The 16,590-nt window shown below is 44.9% G+C and carries 16 protein-coding genes; 6 read left to right on the forward strand and 10 right to left on the reverse strand.

Features of this window, described 5'->3' with window-relative positions:
• Positions 1 to 23 precede the first annotated feature (23 nt).
• From JGK22_RS03435 to psaK, 3 genes are all read right to left on the reverse strand, one after another.
• Positions 24 to 1,982 carry an adenylate/guanylate cyclase domain-containing protein gene (locus JGK22_RS03435; protein ID WP_293204840.1) on the reverse strand — a complete coding sequence of 653 codons (1,959 nt, stop codon included), beginning with the start codon at positions 1,980 to 1,982 and terminating at the stop codon, positions 24 to 26.
• A 356-nt stretch (positions 1,983 to 2,338) separates the two neighbouring features.
• A complete protein-coding gene (locus JGK22_RS03440; protein WP_293312334.1) occupies positions 2,339 to 3,535 on the reverse strand; it encodes a site-2 protease family protein in 1,197 nt (398 codons plus the stop codon).
• A gap of 80 nt (positions 3,536 to 3,615) precedes the next feature.
• Complete coding sequence (psaK, locus tag JGK22_RS03445) at positions 3,616 to 3,900, reverse strand: photosystem I reaction center subunit PsaK (protein ID WP_293177824.1); 285 nt, start codon at positions 3,898 to 3,900, stop codon at positions 3,616 to 3,618.
• Positions 3,901 to 4,034: 134 nt separating this feature from the next.
• Between psaK and JGK22_RS03450 the strand changes: the two genes are divergently transcribed.
• The 3 genes from JGK22_RS03450 (at position 4,035) to JGK22_RS03460 (ending at position 5,653) form a co-directional block, all read left to right on the forward strand.
• Complete coding sequence (locus JGK22_RS03450) at positions 4,035 to 4,676, forward strand: phosphoribosylanthranilate isomerase (RefSeq protein ID WP_293177822.1); 642 nt, start codon at positions 4,035 to 4,037, stop codon at positions 4,674 to 4,676.
• Positions 4,677 to 4,790: 114 nt separating this feature from the next.
• Positions 4,791 to 5,243 carry a CPBP family intramembrane metalloprotease gene (locus JGK22_RS03455; protein WP_293312336.1) on the forward strand — a complete coding sequence of 151 codons (453 nt, stop codon included), beginning with the start codon at positions 4,791 to 4,793 and terminating at the stop codon, positions 5,241 to 5,243.
• A 260-nt stretch (positions 5,244 to 5,503) separates the two neighbouring features.
• A complete protein-coding gene (locus JGK22_RS03460; protein ID WP_293204846.1) occupies positions 5,504 to 5,653 on the forward strand; it encodes a hypothetical protein in 150 nt (49 codons plus the stop codon).
• 12 nt (positions 5,654 to 5,665) lie between these two features.
• Here the strand turns inward: JGK22_RS03460 and JGK22_RS03465 are convergent, their stop codons facing one another.
• Entirely contained in the window at positions 5,666 to 6,865 is a 1,200-nt protein-coding gene (locus JGK22_RS03465) for an RNA-guided endonuclease TnpB family protein (protein WP_293204848.1), read from the reverse strand.
• A gap of 249 nt (positions 6,866 to 7,114) precedes the next feature.
• Between JGK22_RS03465 and JGK22_RS03470 the strand changes: the two genes are divergently transcribed.
• A complete protein-coding gene (locus JGK22_RS03470) occupies positions 7,115 to 8,446 on the forward strand; it encodes a HEAT repeat domain-containing protein (protein ID WP_293187178.1) in 1,332 nt (443 codons plus the stop codon).
• A 189-nt stretch (positions 8,447 to 8,635) separates the two neighbouring features.
• On the opposite strand, the gene JGK22_RS03475 is transcribed toward JGK22_RS03470, so the two are convergent.
• The 3 genes from JGK22_RS03475 to JGK22_RS03485 all read right to left on the reverse strand — a co-directional run bounded on the left by JGK22_RS03475 (position 8,636) and on the right by JGK22_RS03485 (position 11,354).
• The gene (locus tag JGK22_RS03475; protein ID WP_293312338.1) at positions 8,636 to 10,579 is read right to left on the reverse strand and encodes a BamA/TamA family outer membrane protein; all 1,944 of its coding nucleotides are present in this window, start codon (positions 10,577 to 10,579) and stop codon (positions 8,636 to 8,638) included.
• Positions 10,580 to 10,750: 171 nt separating this feature from the next.
• Positions 10,751 to 10,951: a hypothetical protein gene (locus JGK22_RS03480; protein WP_293155365.1), complete on the reverse strand. Its 201-nt coding sequence runs from the start codon at positions 10,949 to 10,951 to the stop codon at positions 10,751 to 10,753.
• A gap of 262 nt (positions 10,952 to 11,213) precedes the next feature.
• Positions 11,214 to 11,354 carry a hypothetical protein gene (locus tag JGK22_RS03485; RefSeq protein ID WP_293185919.1) on the reverse strand — a complete coding sequence of 47 codons (141 nt, stop codon included), beginning with the start codon at positions 11,352 to 11,354 and terminating at the stop codon, positions 11,214 to 11,216.
• Between JGK22_RS03485 and JGK22_RS03490 the strand changes: the two genes are divergently transcribed.
• Positions 11,353 to 12,183: an alpha/beta hydrolase gene (locus JGK22_RS03490; protein WP_293226064.1), complete on the forward strand. Its 831-nt coding sequence runs from the start codon at positions 11,353 to 11,355 to the stop codon at positions 12,181 to 12,183. The two genes, JGK22_RS03485 and JGK22_RS03490, sit on opposite strands and share 2 nt — an antisense overlap.
• A gap of 296 nt (positions 12,184 to 12,479) precedes the next feature.
• Complete coding sequence (locus tag JGK22_RS03495; protein WP_293198701.1) at positions 12,480 to 13,898, forward strand: ATP-binding protein; 1,419 nt, start codon at positions 12,480 to 12,482, stop codon at positions 13,896 to 13,898.
• A 143-nt stretch (positions 13,899 to 14,041) separates the two neighbouring features.
• Here JGK22_RS03495 and JGK22_RS03500 read toward each other — a convergent pair whose 3' ends face one another.
• From JGK22_RS03500 to JGK22_RS03510, 3 genes are all read right to left on the reverse strand, one after another.
• Positions 14,042 to 14,395: an STAS domain-containing protein gene (locus JGK22_RS03500; RefSeq protein WP_293185925.1), complete on the reverse strand. Its 354-nt coding sequence runs from the start codon at positions 14,393 to 14,395 to the stop codon at positions 14,042 to 14,044.
• A 191-nt stretch (positions 14,396 to 14,586) separates the two neighbouring features.
• Entirely contained in the window at positions 14,587 to 15,174 is a 588-nt protein-coding gene (locus JGK22_RS03505; RefSeq protein WP_293185927.1) for a DUF6272 family protein, read from the reverse strand.
• A 55-nt stretch (positions 15,175 to 15,229) separates the two neighbouring features.
• Positions 15,230 to 16,465: an adenylate/guanylate cyclase domain-containing protein gene (locus JGK22_RS03510; RefSeq protein ID WP_293185929.1), complete on the reverse strand. Its 1,236-nt coding sequence runs from the start codon at positions 16,463 to 16,465 to the stop codon at positions 15,230 to 15,232.
• Positions 16,466 to 16,590: the final 125 nt, after the last annotated feature.

Consider the following 16,590-nt stretch of genomic DNA (forward strand, 5'->3'; position numbering starts at 1 on the left):
TTTGTAAGATATGTTGTCTATTTTTACTTGGACGATCTTTCTCCTCCCAAGACGCGATAGACATTAACTTTTTGCTCCCTGCCTTTTAAAGGTAAAGCTCCCCAAGATTCTACCTCAAATTTTCCTTGAATATGCACTAAGGTTTCTTCGGCAATTAAAATGCGGCAGGTGTCCTCTTGCCGATCTTTTTCACAGCTTTCCAGGCGAGAAGCGATATTGACACTATCGCCGATTACTCCATATTCTAAACGGGTTTTGCCTCCCAAACTGCCCACCATTATCGGCCCTGTAAAAATTCCGACTCGCATTTTTGCCGACGGCAAACCGCGATCGATCCAACTTTGATTCAGGGCTGGTAAGCACGCACTTATAGCTAGGGCGCAAGATACCGCAAGGCGAGCATCTTCGGCAATTTCTTCGGGAGTTGTGCGGGGGATAGGAACACCAAATACAGCCAGCATTCCATCTCCAGTAAATTTATTAATCACCCCATGATGTTTTTGCACTTCCTCGGCCATTGCTGATAAATATTCATTTAACCAAGGCATTACTACTTCTGGGGATAATTTTTCGGAAATAGTGCTAAAGCCCTGTAAGTCTGTCAGGATCATTGTAGCAGTTAGTCTTTGCCCCGGCAATAGGCCCGACTGGAGGAGATGGACGCGCTCTTTCCACAGGGCATTGGCGATCGCCGGTGAGGTTTGCTGTCCTAATAATTTCATCACAATTTCTTGCTGCTGCTTTGACTGCTGGTACTTGTATGTGATGATAACTGCTGGGGCGATCGAAAGTGCTAGTGTCGGTGAGGCCAGTGATATCCACCCCTGTTGAGTGAATAGAAAAAATGTGAATCCCCATAATATGCAGCCAAGCGCGATCGCGCTGACTATGAAATTGATCGTATTTTCTAGCCGCCAAGCTAAACAGCCGCCAACTGCTCCCCAAACAGCTATCCAGAGCATTTCTTGCCATTCATCCCAAAACCAAAATAGATTTTTGCCATCTAAAGCTGCGTTAATAATTTGGCTAGTTGCCGCTGCATGAATAAAGACTCCAGGCATCATGCGGTTGTCGCTGGCAGTGGCGCTGTAAGGGGTAGAAAAGACATCTTTTGTAGTTGGGGCTGTAACCCCGATTATCACTATTTTACCCTTCACCAATTCGGGGTCTAGTTTTCCCTCCAAAACTTGAGTGAGTGTCACGGTTTTTGCCGTATTTTCAGGAGAGCGATAATTGAGCAAGATTTGATAGCCTCCAGTGTCAATTGTCTGATAACCTCCTGAGTCCGATCGCAGTCGCGAAAAGACTGTGTTTCCTGCTTTTATTTCTTGATCTTTTGTGAGTGTTGAAGGAATTTTTTTACTGTCAATATATTTGAAAGCCAGCCGGAGCGCAAATGAGCTGAGAGTGGATTGTCCGTTGGAACGAAAGATCAAGCTCCGGCGAATTATGCCGTCTGGATCGATTACTAAATCGTTAAATCCTATCCGTGCTTTGGGTATGTTGGGAGGTGGTAGAGCGCGATCGTACTCTGACTTGCCGATGAAAGTAATCGGGATGAGTTTGGGGTTTGTGAATTGAGCTGCCAATTCTGCGTTTCCTGGTTCGTAGGGGATATCGCGGATTATATCCAGACCAATAGCGACGGGTTCGAGACGCGCTATGGAGGCGATCGCCTTCGCTAAAACTCCATCAGAGATTGGCCATTTCTTAAAAGTATGAATGTCCAGTTCTGTGACTGTCACTACTAGCAACCTCGGGTCAGGGCCTGCATCGGGGCGCAACTGTACCATCAAGTCAAAAGCCTTCAATTCCAAGGGCTGCAACCAACCTAAATGTCGCACTCCTAAGAGAGTTCCTGTCACGACAATGCAGGTGACGGCAAGAGGTTGTAAATCAGCGAAGGGTAAGGAAAAACTTAACTTTTTCCAACTACAACGTTTCTCTCCCAATTGATGAAATATCTTAAAAAGATTGGGCATAAGAATTTTTGTTTTAACCATCTTGGACAAAAAAATGTGCTATGTAGGCGGTCATAATTAACAGAACAATACCGTGGGTCATAAGTTCCTGACAGCAAGGAAATTAGCTTTTTAGGTTGAGTTTATTTATGCACGCCTATTTAGCAGAAATAATTGGTTTAAAGCCTCTCCCCCCATCGGGATAACTTTAAAAAAAGAAGACTATTCATTATTCCAATTCTCTTCCTTCTAGGTAGATGTCGCTATCAAGCTATCAAGCTATCAAGCTATCAAGCTGTCAACTGTCAACTGTCAACTGTCAACTGAATGAAACCTGAAATTGTGACTAATCTGGATTATTGATGCCCCATTTTAAATTAATTTTCTTGTACGGTTTTAGCGATCGCACTTAACTGCAATCCCTGCGGATAACTGTTTTCTTCTTTGCTGTGCTTGATATCAGCTTCGGAAATCTTGGGTTTGAGGTATTTTGCCATAACTTTCATCACGTCGCCCCGATCGATCGTCCCTACGACTGCACCAATGGACGAAAGGACGAGGATTCGCGGGAGTTGGCGGGCTTCCATGCTGTTAATTACTTCTGCAATGGATGCTTTTTCGGAGACTGTGGGGGTTTTTTCCAGGGGTTGCAAAATGTTGTGCAAAGTCTGAATTTGCCACTGACTGCGCTCTGTGCAGCGGATATCGTCGATCGACACTAAGCCCAAATCCCGCCCGTTGGTCGCAGCGATGTAAAATGGAAACGGATTGACTTCTAGCAAATAGCGATCGGCAAATTCTCGCAAACTCAAATTTGCATCGACAACTCGAAACTCGCGGCTCATTGCATCGGCGGCCTTAGTTTTGAGCAGCGCTTCTTGCAACGAAGTAAAGCGACTGTAGCTACTAGCATTCCGAATCGCAAAAGAGCCGATCAGCGCCATCCACAAACCGCCGTACTGGCGCGCTAACAAACATAAACTGACACCGAAAGCAACAGCCAACCAACCCAAAATTTGTCCTGTTTTTGCAGCCCAACGCACGCCGGCAAATCGAGAACCAGTGATTTTCCAAATTGCTGCTTTTAAAACTTGTCCTCCGTCCAAAGGCAGCCCGGGAATCAAGTTAAATAATCCCAAAACTAGATTGATTACTGCTACTTTTTCTGTAATAATTGATAGCAAACTTGTCTGGGGGAAAACTTGAGAACCCAAACCGAGGATTAAAAACAGCGCAAAGCTGACGAGAGGGCCAGCAATAGCTACTTGAAAAGCTTGACCCGGAGTTTTTGATTCAGAGTCGATCGAAGCTACTCCGCCAAATAAGAATAGAGTAATAGAATTAACTTTAATGCCTTGCGACATCGCCGCCAAGCTGTGCCCTAATTCGTGCAACAGTACGGAAGCAAATAGTAGCAAAGCTATTGCGAACCCGGCACTCCAGGAGAGCGCAGATCCCCACAATCGGTAACTGCTGGCGTATTCGCGGGTTGCTAGGGCTAAAATTATAAACCACGAATAATCTATGAGTAGCGGGATGCCAAATAAAGAGCCGATTCGCCAACCTGTCTGCATGAAAGTTTCCTGGGAAAGGAGAGGAAGAATGAATTTCTATTATATCTTTTCAAACCCTTGCCTTTCCCAAACCGTGATTTTTAAAGCACTCCGGCGTTACCCAAGCCCAAGATTACTCCTGCCCCGAGCAAGTGGCCCAAGCTGGTTGTGGCCAGCAATTCTGGGATGCCGAAGCCTTTGAACATTCCAGGGACTGCAACGGGTAAAGCTGGGCCCTTGCCTCGGTTTTGTTTGTTGATGCCGTAGTAGCCGATCGCGATCGCCAGCAAGTTGCATATAATCATTGTCAGTCCTACCATTGGTGTCCACTCCACCGTTAAGGCAGTGGCAGATGGTACGGCTAACAGCAAAGATGAGTTAATCATGTTTATATGCTCCGGATTTCACAGATTAATTGATTTAGAAAATTATAAAAAGTATTTTGCATTAAACTAAGATTTGTTTTAATAGTTAACAATTCGTTTATATTTTGATACAAATTCAGCACAGAGGAAAAAGAGTGCGGGTAAAAATTTGCGGAATCACTAAATTAGACCAGGGAATGGCGATCGCCCGTTTGGGAGCCCAAGCTTTGGGGTTTATCTGCGTACCCGCTTCCCCGCGCTATGTCAGCCCCGAAACCATTCGCCTGATTGTCGAACAGTTGCCGGAAAATGTCGATCGCATTGGCGTGTTTGCAAATACCACAATAGAAAATATCTGTCAAGTAACGGCAGAGTCAAATTTAAGTGGGGTGCAACTGCACGGAGATGAAACAGCGGAATATTGCGATCGGCTGCGCGAGTTTTTGCCGGGAATTGAAATTATCAAAGCTTTGAGAGTTAAGAGTCATGAAACGTTAGCCACCGCTGCAATTTACGCCCTGCGTGTCGATACTTTACTGTTGGATGCTTACCATCCGGCTCAACTTGGCGGTACTGGCAAAACTATAGATTGGATGATGTTAGCAGAGTTTAAACCAGCTTGTCCTTGGCTGCTGGCGGGCGGCTTAACACCGGATAATATTTTAAATGCGATCGATCGCGCGATCGGCAATAACTTCAGCGGTGTTGACCTTTCGAGCGGCGTAGAAATAGCGCCGGGAGATAAAGATTTGACCAAAGTTGCTCAGTTATTCGATCGATTAAAAGCTTTAAAATAAACGGTAGTATCTCATTGTTGTAAAAAGCATTTTTTGTGTTTGAGTGCTGTCCCCGCTCGCTTGTTGATAGAACCAAGCGAGCGGGGACGCTCGCACTATAAAAGCAAAACTGAAATGCTTCCTTTTCTCTCTTTATTCTCGCTTCTTCCCTTCGACTTGCTAGCACGCCGCCTCACCCACGCTTTTTTAACTATTCCCGATTTCACCGATTGGCTGGTTGTAGCTCTGCTGGTGCTAGTTTATAGCGCGATCGCACTTCCCATCGGTTTTTGGTCGGGATTTATCAAAGTAGACGTGCAAACCTCCGGGCCGATAATTGCGGGCGTGCTCGCGGGCTGTTTGTTAAGTCCGGGGCTGACTGAGGAAGTTTTTTTCCGCGTGTTAATGCTCCCGCACGCTTTTGAGAACCCTTCTGGGCTAATGCTGTGGTTTTGGGGATGCTCCAGTTTGGTGCTGTTTGTAGTTTACCACCCGCTCAACGCACTGACTTTTTATCCGATCGGTCGATCGACCTTTATCAGAAAAATGGGTTTAAAACCCCGTCCTTTTAGGACGGCTTTGTGCTAAAATAGAGAAGTCTACAGGCTCAAGACACGTTGAAATAGCTACGATGAGAGCGTACCTAGACAGTTCCGAGGGGCAATGTTTAACTACATCCCTGAAGACAATAAGCTTTAGGCTTGAGTACAATGAAACATAGTCGCCACAGGGCATTGGGAGACTCTAAACGGACGCAGAGCGAGGGTAAGACTACTTCGGTAGCACATTGCTGTGAAGCGTCAAGGAATCCTCGCTCCTTCAGGACGAGGAGGTATGTCAAGAATCCCGTGTTTTTGCTACTCGCCGCTGTTTTGGGAGTAGCGTGCTCCATCGCATACCTGCTCATCGGTTCCATCTGGCCTGCGGTGGTGATTCACTGGCTGGGAGTGACAGTCTGGCTGCTGCTCTTGGGCGGTTATAGGAGGCTATATGGGTGAATTACCCAACTCTCACCTTGCGGTAGAGAGTGGGCTTCCAGCTTCCACCGCAACAGCATCCGAAAGAACCGAGATTCTTCCGGGTTGACTTACATTGCGTCCACTGGCAGTAGCGCTGATTCCCAACGCCAAAAACCGCAAGCCTTCGTCTCTAATGTTTAGCGCTGCGTTGATATCTCTATCATTCACAGAATCACACTTAGGACATTTCCATTGGCGTATTTTCAAATTCATTTTAGAAACTTTGAACAAGCAATGGTTACAAGTTTTGGAGCTAGGAAAGAATCGGTCAATCTCTAAATAGACCTTGCCTTCTGCCTCGGCTTTATACTTAAGCATTGTTCCAAACATTCCCCAGCCAGCATCAGAGATAGCTTTGGCTAGGCAATGGTTTCTTACCATTCCTTTGATATTTAGATCTTCTACTACAATTACTTGGTTTTCGTTGACTATCTTGCGGGATAGCTTGTGCAGAAAATCCTCACGCACTCTTTTGATTTTAGAATTCACCTTGGCTACTAACTTCCGGGCTTTATTCCGTCGGTTACTGCCTTTGACTTTTCGGTTTAGCTTCTGTTGCTTGCGCTTCAGATTTTTACGATGTTTAGCGGTTGCTTTAGGATGCTTGTACTTAGAGCCGTTAGACGTGACCAAGAAATCAGTTAGCCCAACATCTAAGCCAATTGCTTTTCCTTCGAGATTAGCATCTGGAGTGACAATTTTATCATCAACAAGTACCGATGCAAAATACGAACCATCTCGGTTTTGGGATACCGTTACAGTTTTGATCGTGCCATCATACTGGCGATGAATCTTGGCTTTGACTTCACCAATAATCGGAAATTTTATAGTGTCCTCCAGAATTTTCACATTCTGGGGATAGCTGACAGATTGCCTGTTGTGCTTGGATTTGAAGCTAGGAAACCCACCACGTTTCTCAAAGAAGTTTTTGTAAGCAGTTGATAGATTCAGTGCTACTACTTGCAAGCTTTGTGAGTATGCCCCATCTTTCAACCAAGGGTATTCCTTCTTGAGCGCTGGTAGCATACCTTGAATAGCCAATCTGCTCAATCCCTTACCCGTTTCCTTGTAGGTTACTTGGCTCTTATTCAAACTATAGTTCCAAAACCATCGACAACAACCAAAAGCGCCAGCAAAATACTGTTGCTGGTGGGCGCTGGGATAGATTCGGAACTTGTAAGCTTTCGGCATTTATCGGCTATCGGCATTTCTGGTAAAAAATTAACACAAGGATTTTGCGGTTGTCAATAAGTTGGCTCGTTTTCTCATCAAGCCTCAAACCTCAAACGCTGCGCGTTGTGCGGCTCGGCTGTAATCGTCAACTCGCTCGCCTTTGAGCCCGACGCTCACGGATTGTACAGGTAGAGCGCGGGACTTCCCGGCTGTATGGTTAAATTGTAAAAAGTCCAGCATCACTATATTGTCCGGAGGAGCTCAGTTGTGGAAATCATAGGAGCGATCGTAGGTTTTTTGGCGGGGATAGCAGCGGCTTACTGGTTAGTGGAAAAGCGGTTGCACAAGCAAAAGCAAGAACACTTGCTGCAAACTCGCAGAATAGCTCAGGATATAGAACTAGCTCAGATATCTCGAATGCAACAAACTACCGAATCTCCACACCGAGAAGGAGAAGATCGGTTTAGAAGCGCTACTGTTGAACACGAAAATTTACTCAGACAAGTTACAACTCAATACGAAAATCAGATTCAACAAGTTGCGACTCAATACGAAAATCGACTCCAACAAGTTCTAGCAGAACGCGATCGGCTCCAACAAGTTGCAGGCGCCCACGAGCAGCAGATGCGACAATTCACCCAGGAATTAGAGGCCGCTCACAATGCTAGGCTTCAGGAAAATATACAATCTTTGCAAGCCGAACACGAACGTCATATACTCACACTTTCTGACGAATTGCATGACAGTTATCAAGCTCAGATGGATGAACATTTTCAAAACCTGCAAAAACAACACGAAATTCAATTGAGACAAGCTGCCTCGCAATATGGGAACAGCGAAGTTGACATACAATCAACGACGGAGGCTTTGCAACAGCAATACGAAAGTCAGTTGCAAGCCGCTCACGAGCAGTTTCAAGCTCGCGAAGCTCAGATGCAAGCTACTATCAGGTCTTTGCAAGAGCAATACGAGAGTAATGTACAACAACAAGAAATCCCGGAGCAACAGTTCAGTCAGTTAAATCCAACAGAATTTACATCGGATTTACCACAACAAGAAGTTTGGCAAGAAGAACCATCAAGTGAGTTCAATCAACCTGAGTTCAATCAACCTGAGTTCAATCAACCTGAAGTTGAACAAGAGTTAAATTACACAGAATTTTCCGAACCACAATCAATTGATTTAGAACAACTCGAAATCAGACAAACGCTTGAATCTCCCAGACAAACACCAAACTACTCATCGGTGGCGCAGTTGATGGGATGCGTTCAAAGTCAGGACACAGAAACTCGCAAATTTGCAGCGTCTGCTTTAGGTAAAATGGGTGCGGCTAATGCTTTGAGAACCGATGGTCAGCGAGCCATAGAAACCTTGGGTAAATTAGCTCAAGATTTCAACCCGGAAGTGCGCGAAGCTGCTGTGGAAGCACTAGCAATGATTAAGTCTGAAAAAGTGATTCCGCTCTTGCAAAGAGCTTTGCGAGATACAGATAGCGGTGTGGCCAAATCGGCAAGTGCGGCGCTCAATAAGTTTAAGTTTTACCCGCGCACTCCGGCGGTGAAACCGAAACTGATGGATATCAAGAAACCAAAGCGTTAAGCAGTTACGAGCCTAAATATAGCAATTTTCAATTGCCTAAAACAAATTAGGTACGTTGTTGCGCTTCAGCGCTCTTCATAAATATCAGGAAAGAGCGCTGAAGCGCAACAACGTACCTTTGTACCTTTATCGTCAACTGTCAACGAAGAGGGCGGGCACGGGGGCACCGCCCCTACAACTATCAACTATTTAAAATCGCTGTTTTGTACCGAGTACAAATTTGATTTCCCCGTCATCGCTGACACCCATATCCAAGCGAATTAATCCCAAGGACGATCGCACTCTAACACCCAAACCAACACCCGCCCCAGTCCCAGGTTTATCCCTGACTACCGCCGGTTTTCCCAACACGCTGTCACCCGTTCCCAAATCCGACGCAAAATCAACAAATATCACGCCACCCACATCCCTACCAACCGGAAACCGATACTCGCCGGAAGCCAAAAAATAACTCCGCCCGCTGCCAATTTCCCCGCCGTCGTAACCCCGCACAGAATTGCGGCCGCCCAGGCGAAACGCTTCCGTCGGTGGCAAATCTCCAATTACCGTCCCCCCTTGCAGATTAAAAGCCAACATTTCTGGCAAAGCTTCCGACTCGCTGATGCCCAGCAAAGTTACTGGTACATATTGTATATAATTTGCTAACAGTCGGTTGCTCACAATGTTGCCGCGTCCGAGAGGTATCGACTGTTCTGTACTGAGGCTGAGAATCGAGCCGCTGGTTGGGTTGAATGGATTGTTTCGCCGATCGAGCGTAGCGCCAAAAGAAACAGTATACAATTCGTCAACACCCGCACCGCTGAATGTGAGAGGATTGCCGAGTACGTCCCGGCGGGCAAGATTTAAATTGCGATCGCGCGTGCTGATATTGGTATAATTCAGTCCCAAAGTTCCCCGCCAATCGCCCAAAGGCCGCGTAACAGCGAGATTTCCGCCCATCCGAATTTCTCGAACTCGATCGCCATTGGGCAAATTAATATCCTTGTTGAAAATTTCCGAGATTCTGCGATCGCCAAAAGCTCTCACACTGTATCCCAAACGGTCATCGGCCGCAACGTAAGGGCTGACAAACCGCACATCGTACTCCACACCTCGGAGGCTGGGCTGAATTTCCACCGACAACCGCTGGCCGTTTGTGCCGAAAGTGCGATCGACATAGGAAAGAGGAACAGCCACACCAACATCATCACTCAAAGTGACACTCGCCCCAACAGAACGAGCCGATCGCTCTTCGACATTGTAAATTACATTAATATCCGTCCCAACTTCTTCAGTAGAAACCGTCACCTTGTCAAACAATCCCAACTGTTGCAACTGTTGTAAATCGAGTTGTACAACTTGCTGGCTGTAATTATCCCCCACCTTGAGTTTGAGCTCGCCTCGGATAAAATCTTCCGAAATTCTCCCCTTAATCGGATTCCCTTTTTTATCAACAGCTTCGCCTCGGGAATTAACAAAGCGAATTTTCACCTCTGCAACGTAAACGCCCTCAACATTTCTCCCTTGACTGATTGGTAGAGTACCGCCTAGCTGTTGCGCGTTGCCGTTGACTGCTTCCGGGATTTCGGCTTTGGTGGCGATCGTCCCCGCAGTTGGTAACAGAGATGTAAAATCTTTATGGCGATCGTCCTGGGCTGAGGGCGATCGAACTTCAGGAGCAACAGCAATCTCATCAGATGTTGGCAAATCCCGCACAATTGCACTCACCTCATCGGATTGATGAGAACTTAAGACTGAAACCGATAATAAATGTCGCTTGTAGTCGAGTCTAGATCCCCCTAAATCTCCCTTAATAAGGGGGACTTTGAGAATATCTCTTGTCCCCCCCTGATTAAGGGGGACTTTGAGAATATCTCTTGTCCCCCCCTGATTAAGGGGGACTTTGAGAATATCTCTTGTCCCCCCCTTATTAAGGGGGGTTAGGGGGGATCGAGACTCGGCTACAAACAAGAGAGACGGTGGGTTTGACGTTAAGTTATCACCAATTACCTCATCCTCCTCCCTCTGCGCCTCTGCGGTTCCTTCTCTAACCTCCACCTCAGTCGGTACGACACCCAGATCGATCGCCCGCGCCGCCAATTCCCCACCAGCCACCTGCGCCAAACTCAAAAATGCAATAATCGGAATTCGCATAAACATAAAACTAAAGCATACTCAACGCATCTTACTCAAATTCGGTTCTCCTGCCTATTCCGCAACAACAAACCCGGTATTTTTGAAGATACCGGGTTTCTGGGATGCCCTGAAAACTTGGGGGAAAATCGATCGCGGGCGATCGTAACAATTGGGAAACCGAAAAATTCTTTAAAGAGATTGGCGAGAAACACGCTTCTCAAAATGAGCCTGAGTCTGCTGCAACAGTTGTTCGCGGCTGTCCTTAGCAGTAGTAATCGTAGGGAGCAAATTTCGAGCTTGTAAAGTCATGTGAAGCTGTAGGTGTGCTACGTACTCACTGACATCTTCGCGCAGGGAGCAAGCCGGGTAACGTTTTAAAGTAGAGTTCAAAGTGTTCTCCTGCTTTGAGTTTGCAGTATTTTTGAAATAATAATAGAGACTATCACGCTCTATTTCTAATTCTGTACTCTGTAATGAAGTTTAACCTTTGGACTGCTCTTTTGTTACAATTATTTACAAGTATTGCTTAAATTAAGTAAATCCACCTCATTAAAAGTAAAATGCCGATCGCGCTCAAGCCTGCCGTGTATATCTTCTTCCTTCTCTCACGACAATAAAAAAAGCCCTCTTCCTTCTTCCCTCTTCCCTCTTTTTACCTAGAGCGAAGCCGAAGGGCACTGTTCCCTCTTCCTTCTTCCTTCTTCCCTCTTCCCTCTTCCCTCTTCCCTCTTCCCTCTTCCTTCTTCCCTCTTCCTTCTTCCTTCTTCCTTCTGATCAGGAGTCGATCGCCCATGCAGTCCCAAGCAGCAGTAGCACACAAGCACACATTAAGTACATTTGTCAATAGCCACAGCCAAACAGCCACCTACCTCGACATTGGAAACGGCCCACCCTTATTGTTGCTGCACGGTTTTTTCGGAGAAAAGACTTGCTGGCTACCCTTAATTGAATTATTGCAATCTCAATTTCGGTGCATCAGTTTAGATATGTTAGGTTTTGGAGAATCCAGCAAACCACAAATCCAATACGACGTAGCTGTAGAAGTTGCTTTTGTGCGGCAAGTTGTACAACAACTAAACATCGAACCATGCGGCATCATCGGACATTCTTTTGGCGGTTGGGTAGCATCTGCATACGCCCTAAAATATCCCAAATCTGTCAGCAGTTTAGTGTTAGCAGCACCTGCGGGAATCCGGGACGACAGTTTTTGCGGTCAGTACGATGCTTTGCGACCATTGCTGTGGGAAACACCCGCCGTTGATTGGGCCTTGCAGCTAGCAAAACCTTTTGCTAGATTAGCGGGGAAAAGTGAGAAATTGCAAGAAATTTCCGGGTGGCGCAGGGAGCTAATGTATCAACCAGTAGCAAGGTCATTTTTAATGAGCCGGATGCGACCAGAAGACGCCGTTGACACAGTAGAAAAAGAAATTCACAAATTGCAAATTCCTACCTTAGTCATTGCAGCAGATAGCGACGAAACAATTCCTCTATGGCACTGTCAAACCTACGCCAATGAGATACCGGGAGCTGAGTTAGCAATTATTCCCAACGCCACTCACGGGTTGCCGCAAACTCAAGCTCAAATTATCGCAAAATTGATTAGTAAATTTTTGGATAATTAAGAAAACCTTTGCAACAAGCGAAATTCTAGAAAATTATGATATGGCACGTTCGACGGTTAGAACACTCTGAATAGCCTTTTCCCCATGCAGTTGATTGCTTATTCTTGTTCTTTTTCCTTCTTTTTCCTTCTTTCTTCTGCTACAAGCAAGCAATAAAAAATAATTGTATTAAAGTATACTACTTTAATAGTAAAGACAGCATATATTACTTGCTGTATTGTACAATTTTTTTTATGGTTATACAATCTTGTATCAGCACGAGCTACAAACATTTAGTTGATTCTGGAGTATTACGAATGGCGGCACTGAGAAACTACTTTAATCTGGAAGAAATTACGACAGCCAGAAAAGTTAGTGCAGCGGTAATTAACATCAGCGGCCGCCAGCGAATGCTTTCCCAGCGATCGGCATTTTTTTGCATGAGGTTAGTTGGCTCTGGGAATGCGCCAGAAAGAGCCAAACTGCGCGGAAATTTGTTAGAGGCGATCGAGCTTATGGAAAAATCTCACCACGATTTAATTCATACTGACAGCAGCATCAACTTGGCGAGTCCCCCTTCACCCACCGTCAAAGCGATGTATTTTGAGGCGCCGCTGTATCTAGACAAGCAACTGCGCGAATATATCGATCGCATAAAAGCATTAGTGCAAGTTCCAGACACCGAACTCAGGCAGGAGAATCCCCATCTACAGTACATTATCGAAGCTGCCGGTGGCGAATTGCTAGCAGCTTTCGATGCCGTCGTGAGTCAGTACCAGCAAGAAAGCGAAATCGAACAATTTGAAATCGACCTCAAACAGGTTGAACTCTATCAAGAAAGCTGTGCAGCCACCTCCAAAGCCGAAGCTCAAGCAGCCCAAATCGATCGCGCACTTCGCGAACTCAAGCAAACTCAAGCTCAACTCCTCCACAGCGAAAAAATGTCTTCCCTGGGAGCCCTAATGGCAAGTATCGTCCACGAAATTAATAACCCAGTTAGTTTTATTTACGGCAACTTGAGCCATGCCGAAATTTATACCCAAGATTTACTGAACCTGCTGCGTCTATATCAAGAACACTATCCCAATCCCTGTTCCGAAATAAAAGATCAAATCCAAGACATCGATCTCGAATTTCTAGTTGAAGACTTGCCTAAAGTTATGTCTTCCATGCACATGGGTTCCGATCGCATTCGCGAAATAGTCAAATCCATGGGCAGCTTTTCGCGAACAGATAACACTAACATGAACCTGTGCGATTTGCACGACAGTATTGACAGCACCATCCTAATTTTGCGTAACCGTCTCAATGCTAAAAAAGACCGTCGCGAGATTCAAATAGTTAAAAATTATGAAAAATTGCCTGGTGTAGAGTGTTATGCCGGACAACTAAATCAAGTATTTATGAATCTAATTAGTAACGCGATCGATGCTTTGGACGAGGCAGCAAAAAATCAGCCCGATCCAGCCCTAAGAATTTCGATACGCACAGAACTCGCTGGGCTAGATTGCGTCAGAGTCAGGATTTCTGACACGGGATCGGGAATGACAGCAGAGGTAAAAAAACGAATGTTCGAGCAGTTTTTTACCACCAAGGCGATCGGTAAAGGTACTGGTTTAGGATTATCTATTGTCTACAAAATCCTAGTAGAAAATCACCGAGGAACGCTCAGGTGCGAGTCCGAATTGGGGAAGGGAACCGAGTTTATCATTGAACTGCCAGTACAACAAACTTAAACAGTTGATAAGCATCCAAATTTATGATAAATTGTGGCACGGGCGTCCCGTGAAAATAAGTGTTGCACGGGCGTCCCGTGAAAATAAGTGTGGCACGGGCGTCCCGTGAAAATAATTAATTGTGCTTAAAAATTACACATCACCTACTCCAATTGTAACTTCAAAGTTGGCAATAGCTTTTCTAGATTCTTGAGAGATTTCTGTTGCCAAGGAACATCTTGTGAACCCACTACCAAAAGTTGAATCGTTTTCTTTTTCCGTACACTAATCACAAACTTAGACAGCATATTAATACCAGAACTATTAACAAAATCCAATTTTGTTAGGTTCAAGGTAATAGTAGGCGGTTCGGGATTAGCTACCTCATCTAATAGATCGACGATTGGCTTATAATCTGGCGCTCCATCTAAGCTGAGTTCGCCTTGGAAACAGACTGTCACCGATTTTGGATCGTATTGAATACAGTAGTCTTGACCTTTGATTTCCTGAATATCCATTGTTTTGTCGTTTCCTGAGTGAATTATTGTGGGACAAAAGAATCAGTCGATTTCCATTTTTCGATTTGAGATTGACTCCACAGATCAATTTAGGAGGTTCAACTTCGGTCTAAAATTTGGGGTTAACCACTGAGAAGTGTGGGGGGGGCTTGTATCCATTTGTGAATTCGTCAATCTTAAAAAAATTGAAATTAAACGCTAATTTGAACGATTGTCGTAATAGCTAGCATATTGGAACCATCAGAGATCCTCTCAAATTTCCAACCAATCTTAGCTGAATAGTCATTAATCATCGTCAGCAATCCCAGTCCCGATGTTTCACTTTCAGATTCAGCATTCTTTTCAAGCTGCTGTAAATATAGTTCATCAGAGTCGGAATTAAACAGTTCTGCAATGAATTCCTGCAATTTATTAGCCGCTGGTTGCTGCACATAGTTAGTGGCAAAAATTACGGCAGTCACATCAGATTCTCCTATAAAGTGTATCCCAAACCTTACCTTATGATTGCAATTATCATCAGTAAACTTGATGGCATTTTCTAATAGTTCATTAGCAATGTAGCTCACAGCTCCCTTACTTTGTTTAATCCGTTTCTCGCTGCTAGCATCCTGCTCGTCCACCGGGAGAAAGCTGGACAAATAATCGGCAACAAAATGAGCCGATACCCTATTGTTGCGCCAGCGCTGCTTGATGGGGCGAGAACTTGGCGTAAATGTAAGTTCTAGGGAGTCGTGTTCCGGTGGAAACTGGTCGATGAATTCTCCAAAGACTTGTGTCATAGTTTGTAAACTTCCAGATGTCATTATTTTTCTGCCTCCTGTTAATGTGTCAATGTCACTTCTGGGTAAATTTCCAGACGCCATTCCAGTTAGCGGGAAGACTCTTTTCTAACAATTCTTGGATGCGTCTTAGGTAAATTTGGCTGGGTTTGTCAGCAGGATTTAGCTCTACTATATGTTCAAAACAATCTTGGGCATTAGCAAAATTTCCCTGACAATATTGTTCTAGACCTTCGTCAAAAATAGGCAAAGTTTGAATTTTGAGCGATCGCACAGGTTCTACTTCAACATCTAACACCTCACAAACAGTAATGGCTTCTTGTCTACCTTTGACAATTGCCCGATCCAAAAATCGAATATGATACTTTTCGGGTTGACTCAAACGTTTTACCACATCTCCTGAAATTAATAAAGAGACGCCATAATACTTAGTTAAACTTTCCAGACGAGCCGTGAGATTGACATGATCGGACAGCGCATCAGCTTGCATCCGATTGGCATCTCCAATAATTGCAACCATCGTATCACCGACATGGATACCGATGCCAATATTCAGCGGTATCTCCCCATTTATTTTACGGCTTTGATTTAATTTTTGCAACTGTTCAACCTTCATAATTCCCGCCTGAATAGCATCATCAACGCCGTCGGGAAAAACTGCCATCAGTCCATCTCCCATATACTTGACAATAAAACCGTTGTGCTTGCGAATTTCGGGAATAATTTGCTGTAAGTATGTATTGATGAAATTGAAGTTTTCTTGAGGAGTCATTTGCTCCGCCATCGTTGTAAACGAACGCAAATCCGAAAACATGATTGCCATTTCTTTGCTGACGCGATCTCCAAGCTGGAAATCTACAATGCTTTTCTTTCCAAGAAATTGGAGATATTCATCGGGGACAAAACGTCCGTAGGCTTGCAAAAGTTTCTCTAATTCCTGTTCCCGCGCTTTCACCGTTTGCACCATATGCGAGAACACCTGTGCCAGTTCTCCGAGTGCATCACTGCGGGCTGCAACCTCTGACAATATCTGAGGCTCGAAGCTGTTGTTTTTCACAGCAATAGCTGCATCTATCACCTTTTTTACCTGGTGAATGTAAGTCTGCATTTCTCTATTTTTATGACGGATCTGCTTTTCCAGAGCGGTGGAGTGTTCCGTGATAATGTCTACTAAAGTTTCATAGCTATTTTTTTCCTCTTCGGCTTCCTCAAGTTTTTGCATCAAATCCTGTAGCTGGGTATTGAGTGATTCTGTAGATGTAGATTGTGCTAAATTTATTTTGGGGTTCATAATTTATACTCCCGAATCTGGGAACGCAAAATTGTTTCACTCGCTCGCTGTTCATTACTATAACTTACACGGGCGGCTCTGCAAATCCGGCTTCTGCTTCGATGCTTCGCCACTCAATGAAACAG

It is taken from the genome of Microcoleus sp. PH2017_08_TRC_O_A (assembly GCF_020738665.1).
GTDB lineage: Bacteria > Cyanobacteriota > Cyanobacteriia > Cyanobacteriales > Microcoleaceae > Microcoleus.

Excerpts from the sequence above, each read along its gene's own strand:
- JGK22_RS03500 (WP_293185925.1), bottom strand. The coding sequence starts at position 14,395 with ATGGATATTCAGGAAATCAAAGGTCAAGACTACTGTATTCAATACGAT.
- JGK22_RS03495 (WP_293198701.1), top strand. The coding sequence starts at position 12,480 with ATGGCGGCACTGAGAAACTACTTTAATCTGGAAGAAATTACGACAGCC.
- JGK22_RS03505 (WP_293185927.1), bottom strand. The coding sequence starts at position 15,174 with ATGACACAAGTCTTTGGAGAATTCATCGACCAGTTTCCACCGGAACAC.
- psaK (WP_293177824.1), bottom strand. The coding sequence starts at position 3,900 with ATGATTAACTCATCTTTGCTGTTAGCCGTACCATCTGCCACTGCCTTA.
- JGK22_RS03455 (WP_293312336.1), top strand. The coding sequence starts at position 4,791 with ATGCTTCCTTTTCTCTCTTTATTCTCGCTTCTTCCCTTCGACTTGCTA.
- JGK22_RS03475 (WP_293312338.1), bottom strand. The coding sequence starts at position 10,579 with ATGCGAATTCCGATTATTGCATTTTTGAGTTTGGCGCAGGTGGCTGGT.
- JGK22_RS03510 (WP_293185929.1), bottom strand. The coding sequence starts at position 16,465 with ATGAACCCCAAAATAAATTTAGCACAATCTACATCTACAGAATCACTC.
- JGK22_RS03440 (WP_293312334.1), bottom strand. The coding sequence starts at position 3,535 with ATGCAGACAGGTTGGCGAATCGGCTCTTTATTTGGCATCCCGCTACTC.
- JGK22_RS03485 (WP_293185919.1), bottom strand. The coding sequence starts at position 11,354 with ATGGGCGATCGACTCCTGATCAGAAGGAAGAAGGAAGAAGGAAGAGGG.
- JGK22_RS03490 (WP_293226064.1), top strand. The coding sequence starts at position 11,353 with ATGCAGTCCCAAGCAGCAGTAGCACACAAGCACACATTAAGTACATTT.
- JGK22_RS03435 (WP_293204840.1), bottom strand. The coding sequence starts at position 1,982 with ATGCCCAATCTTTTTAAGATATTTCATCAATTGGGAGAGAAACGTTGT.
- JGK22_RS03465 (WP_293204848.1), bottom strand. The coding sequence starts at position 6,865 with ATGCCGAAAGCTTACAAGTTCCGAATCTATCCCAGCGCCCACCAGCAA.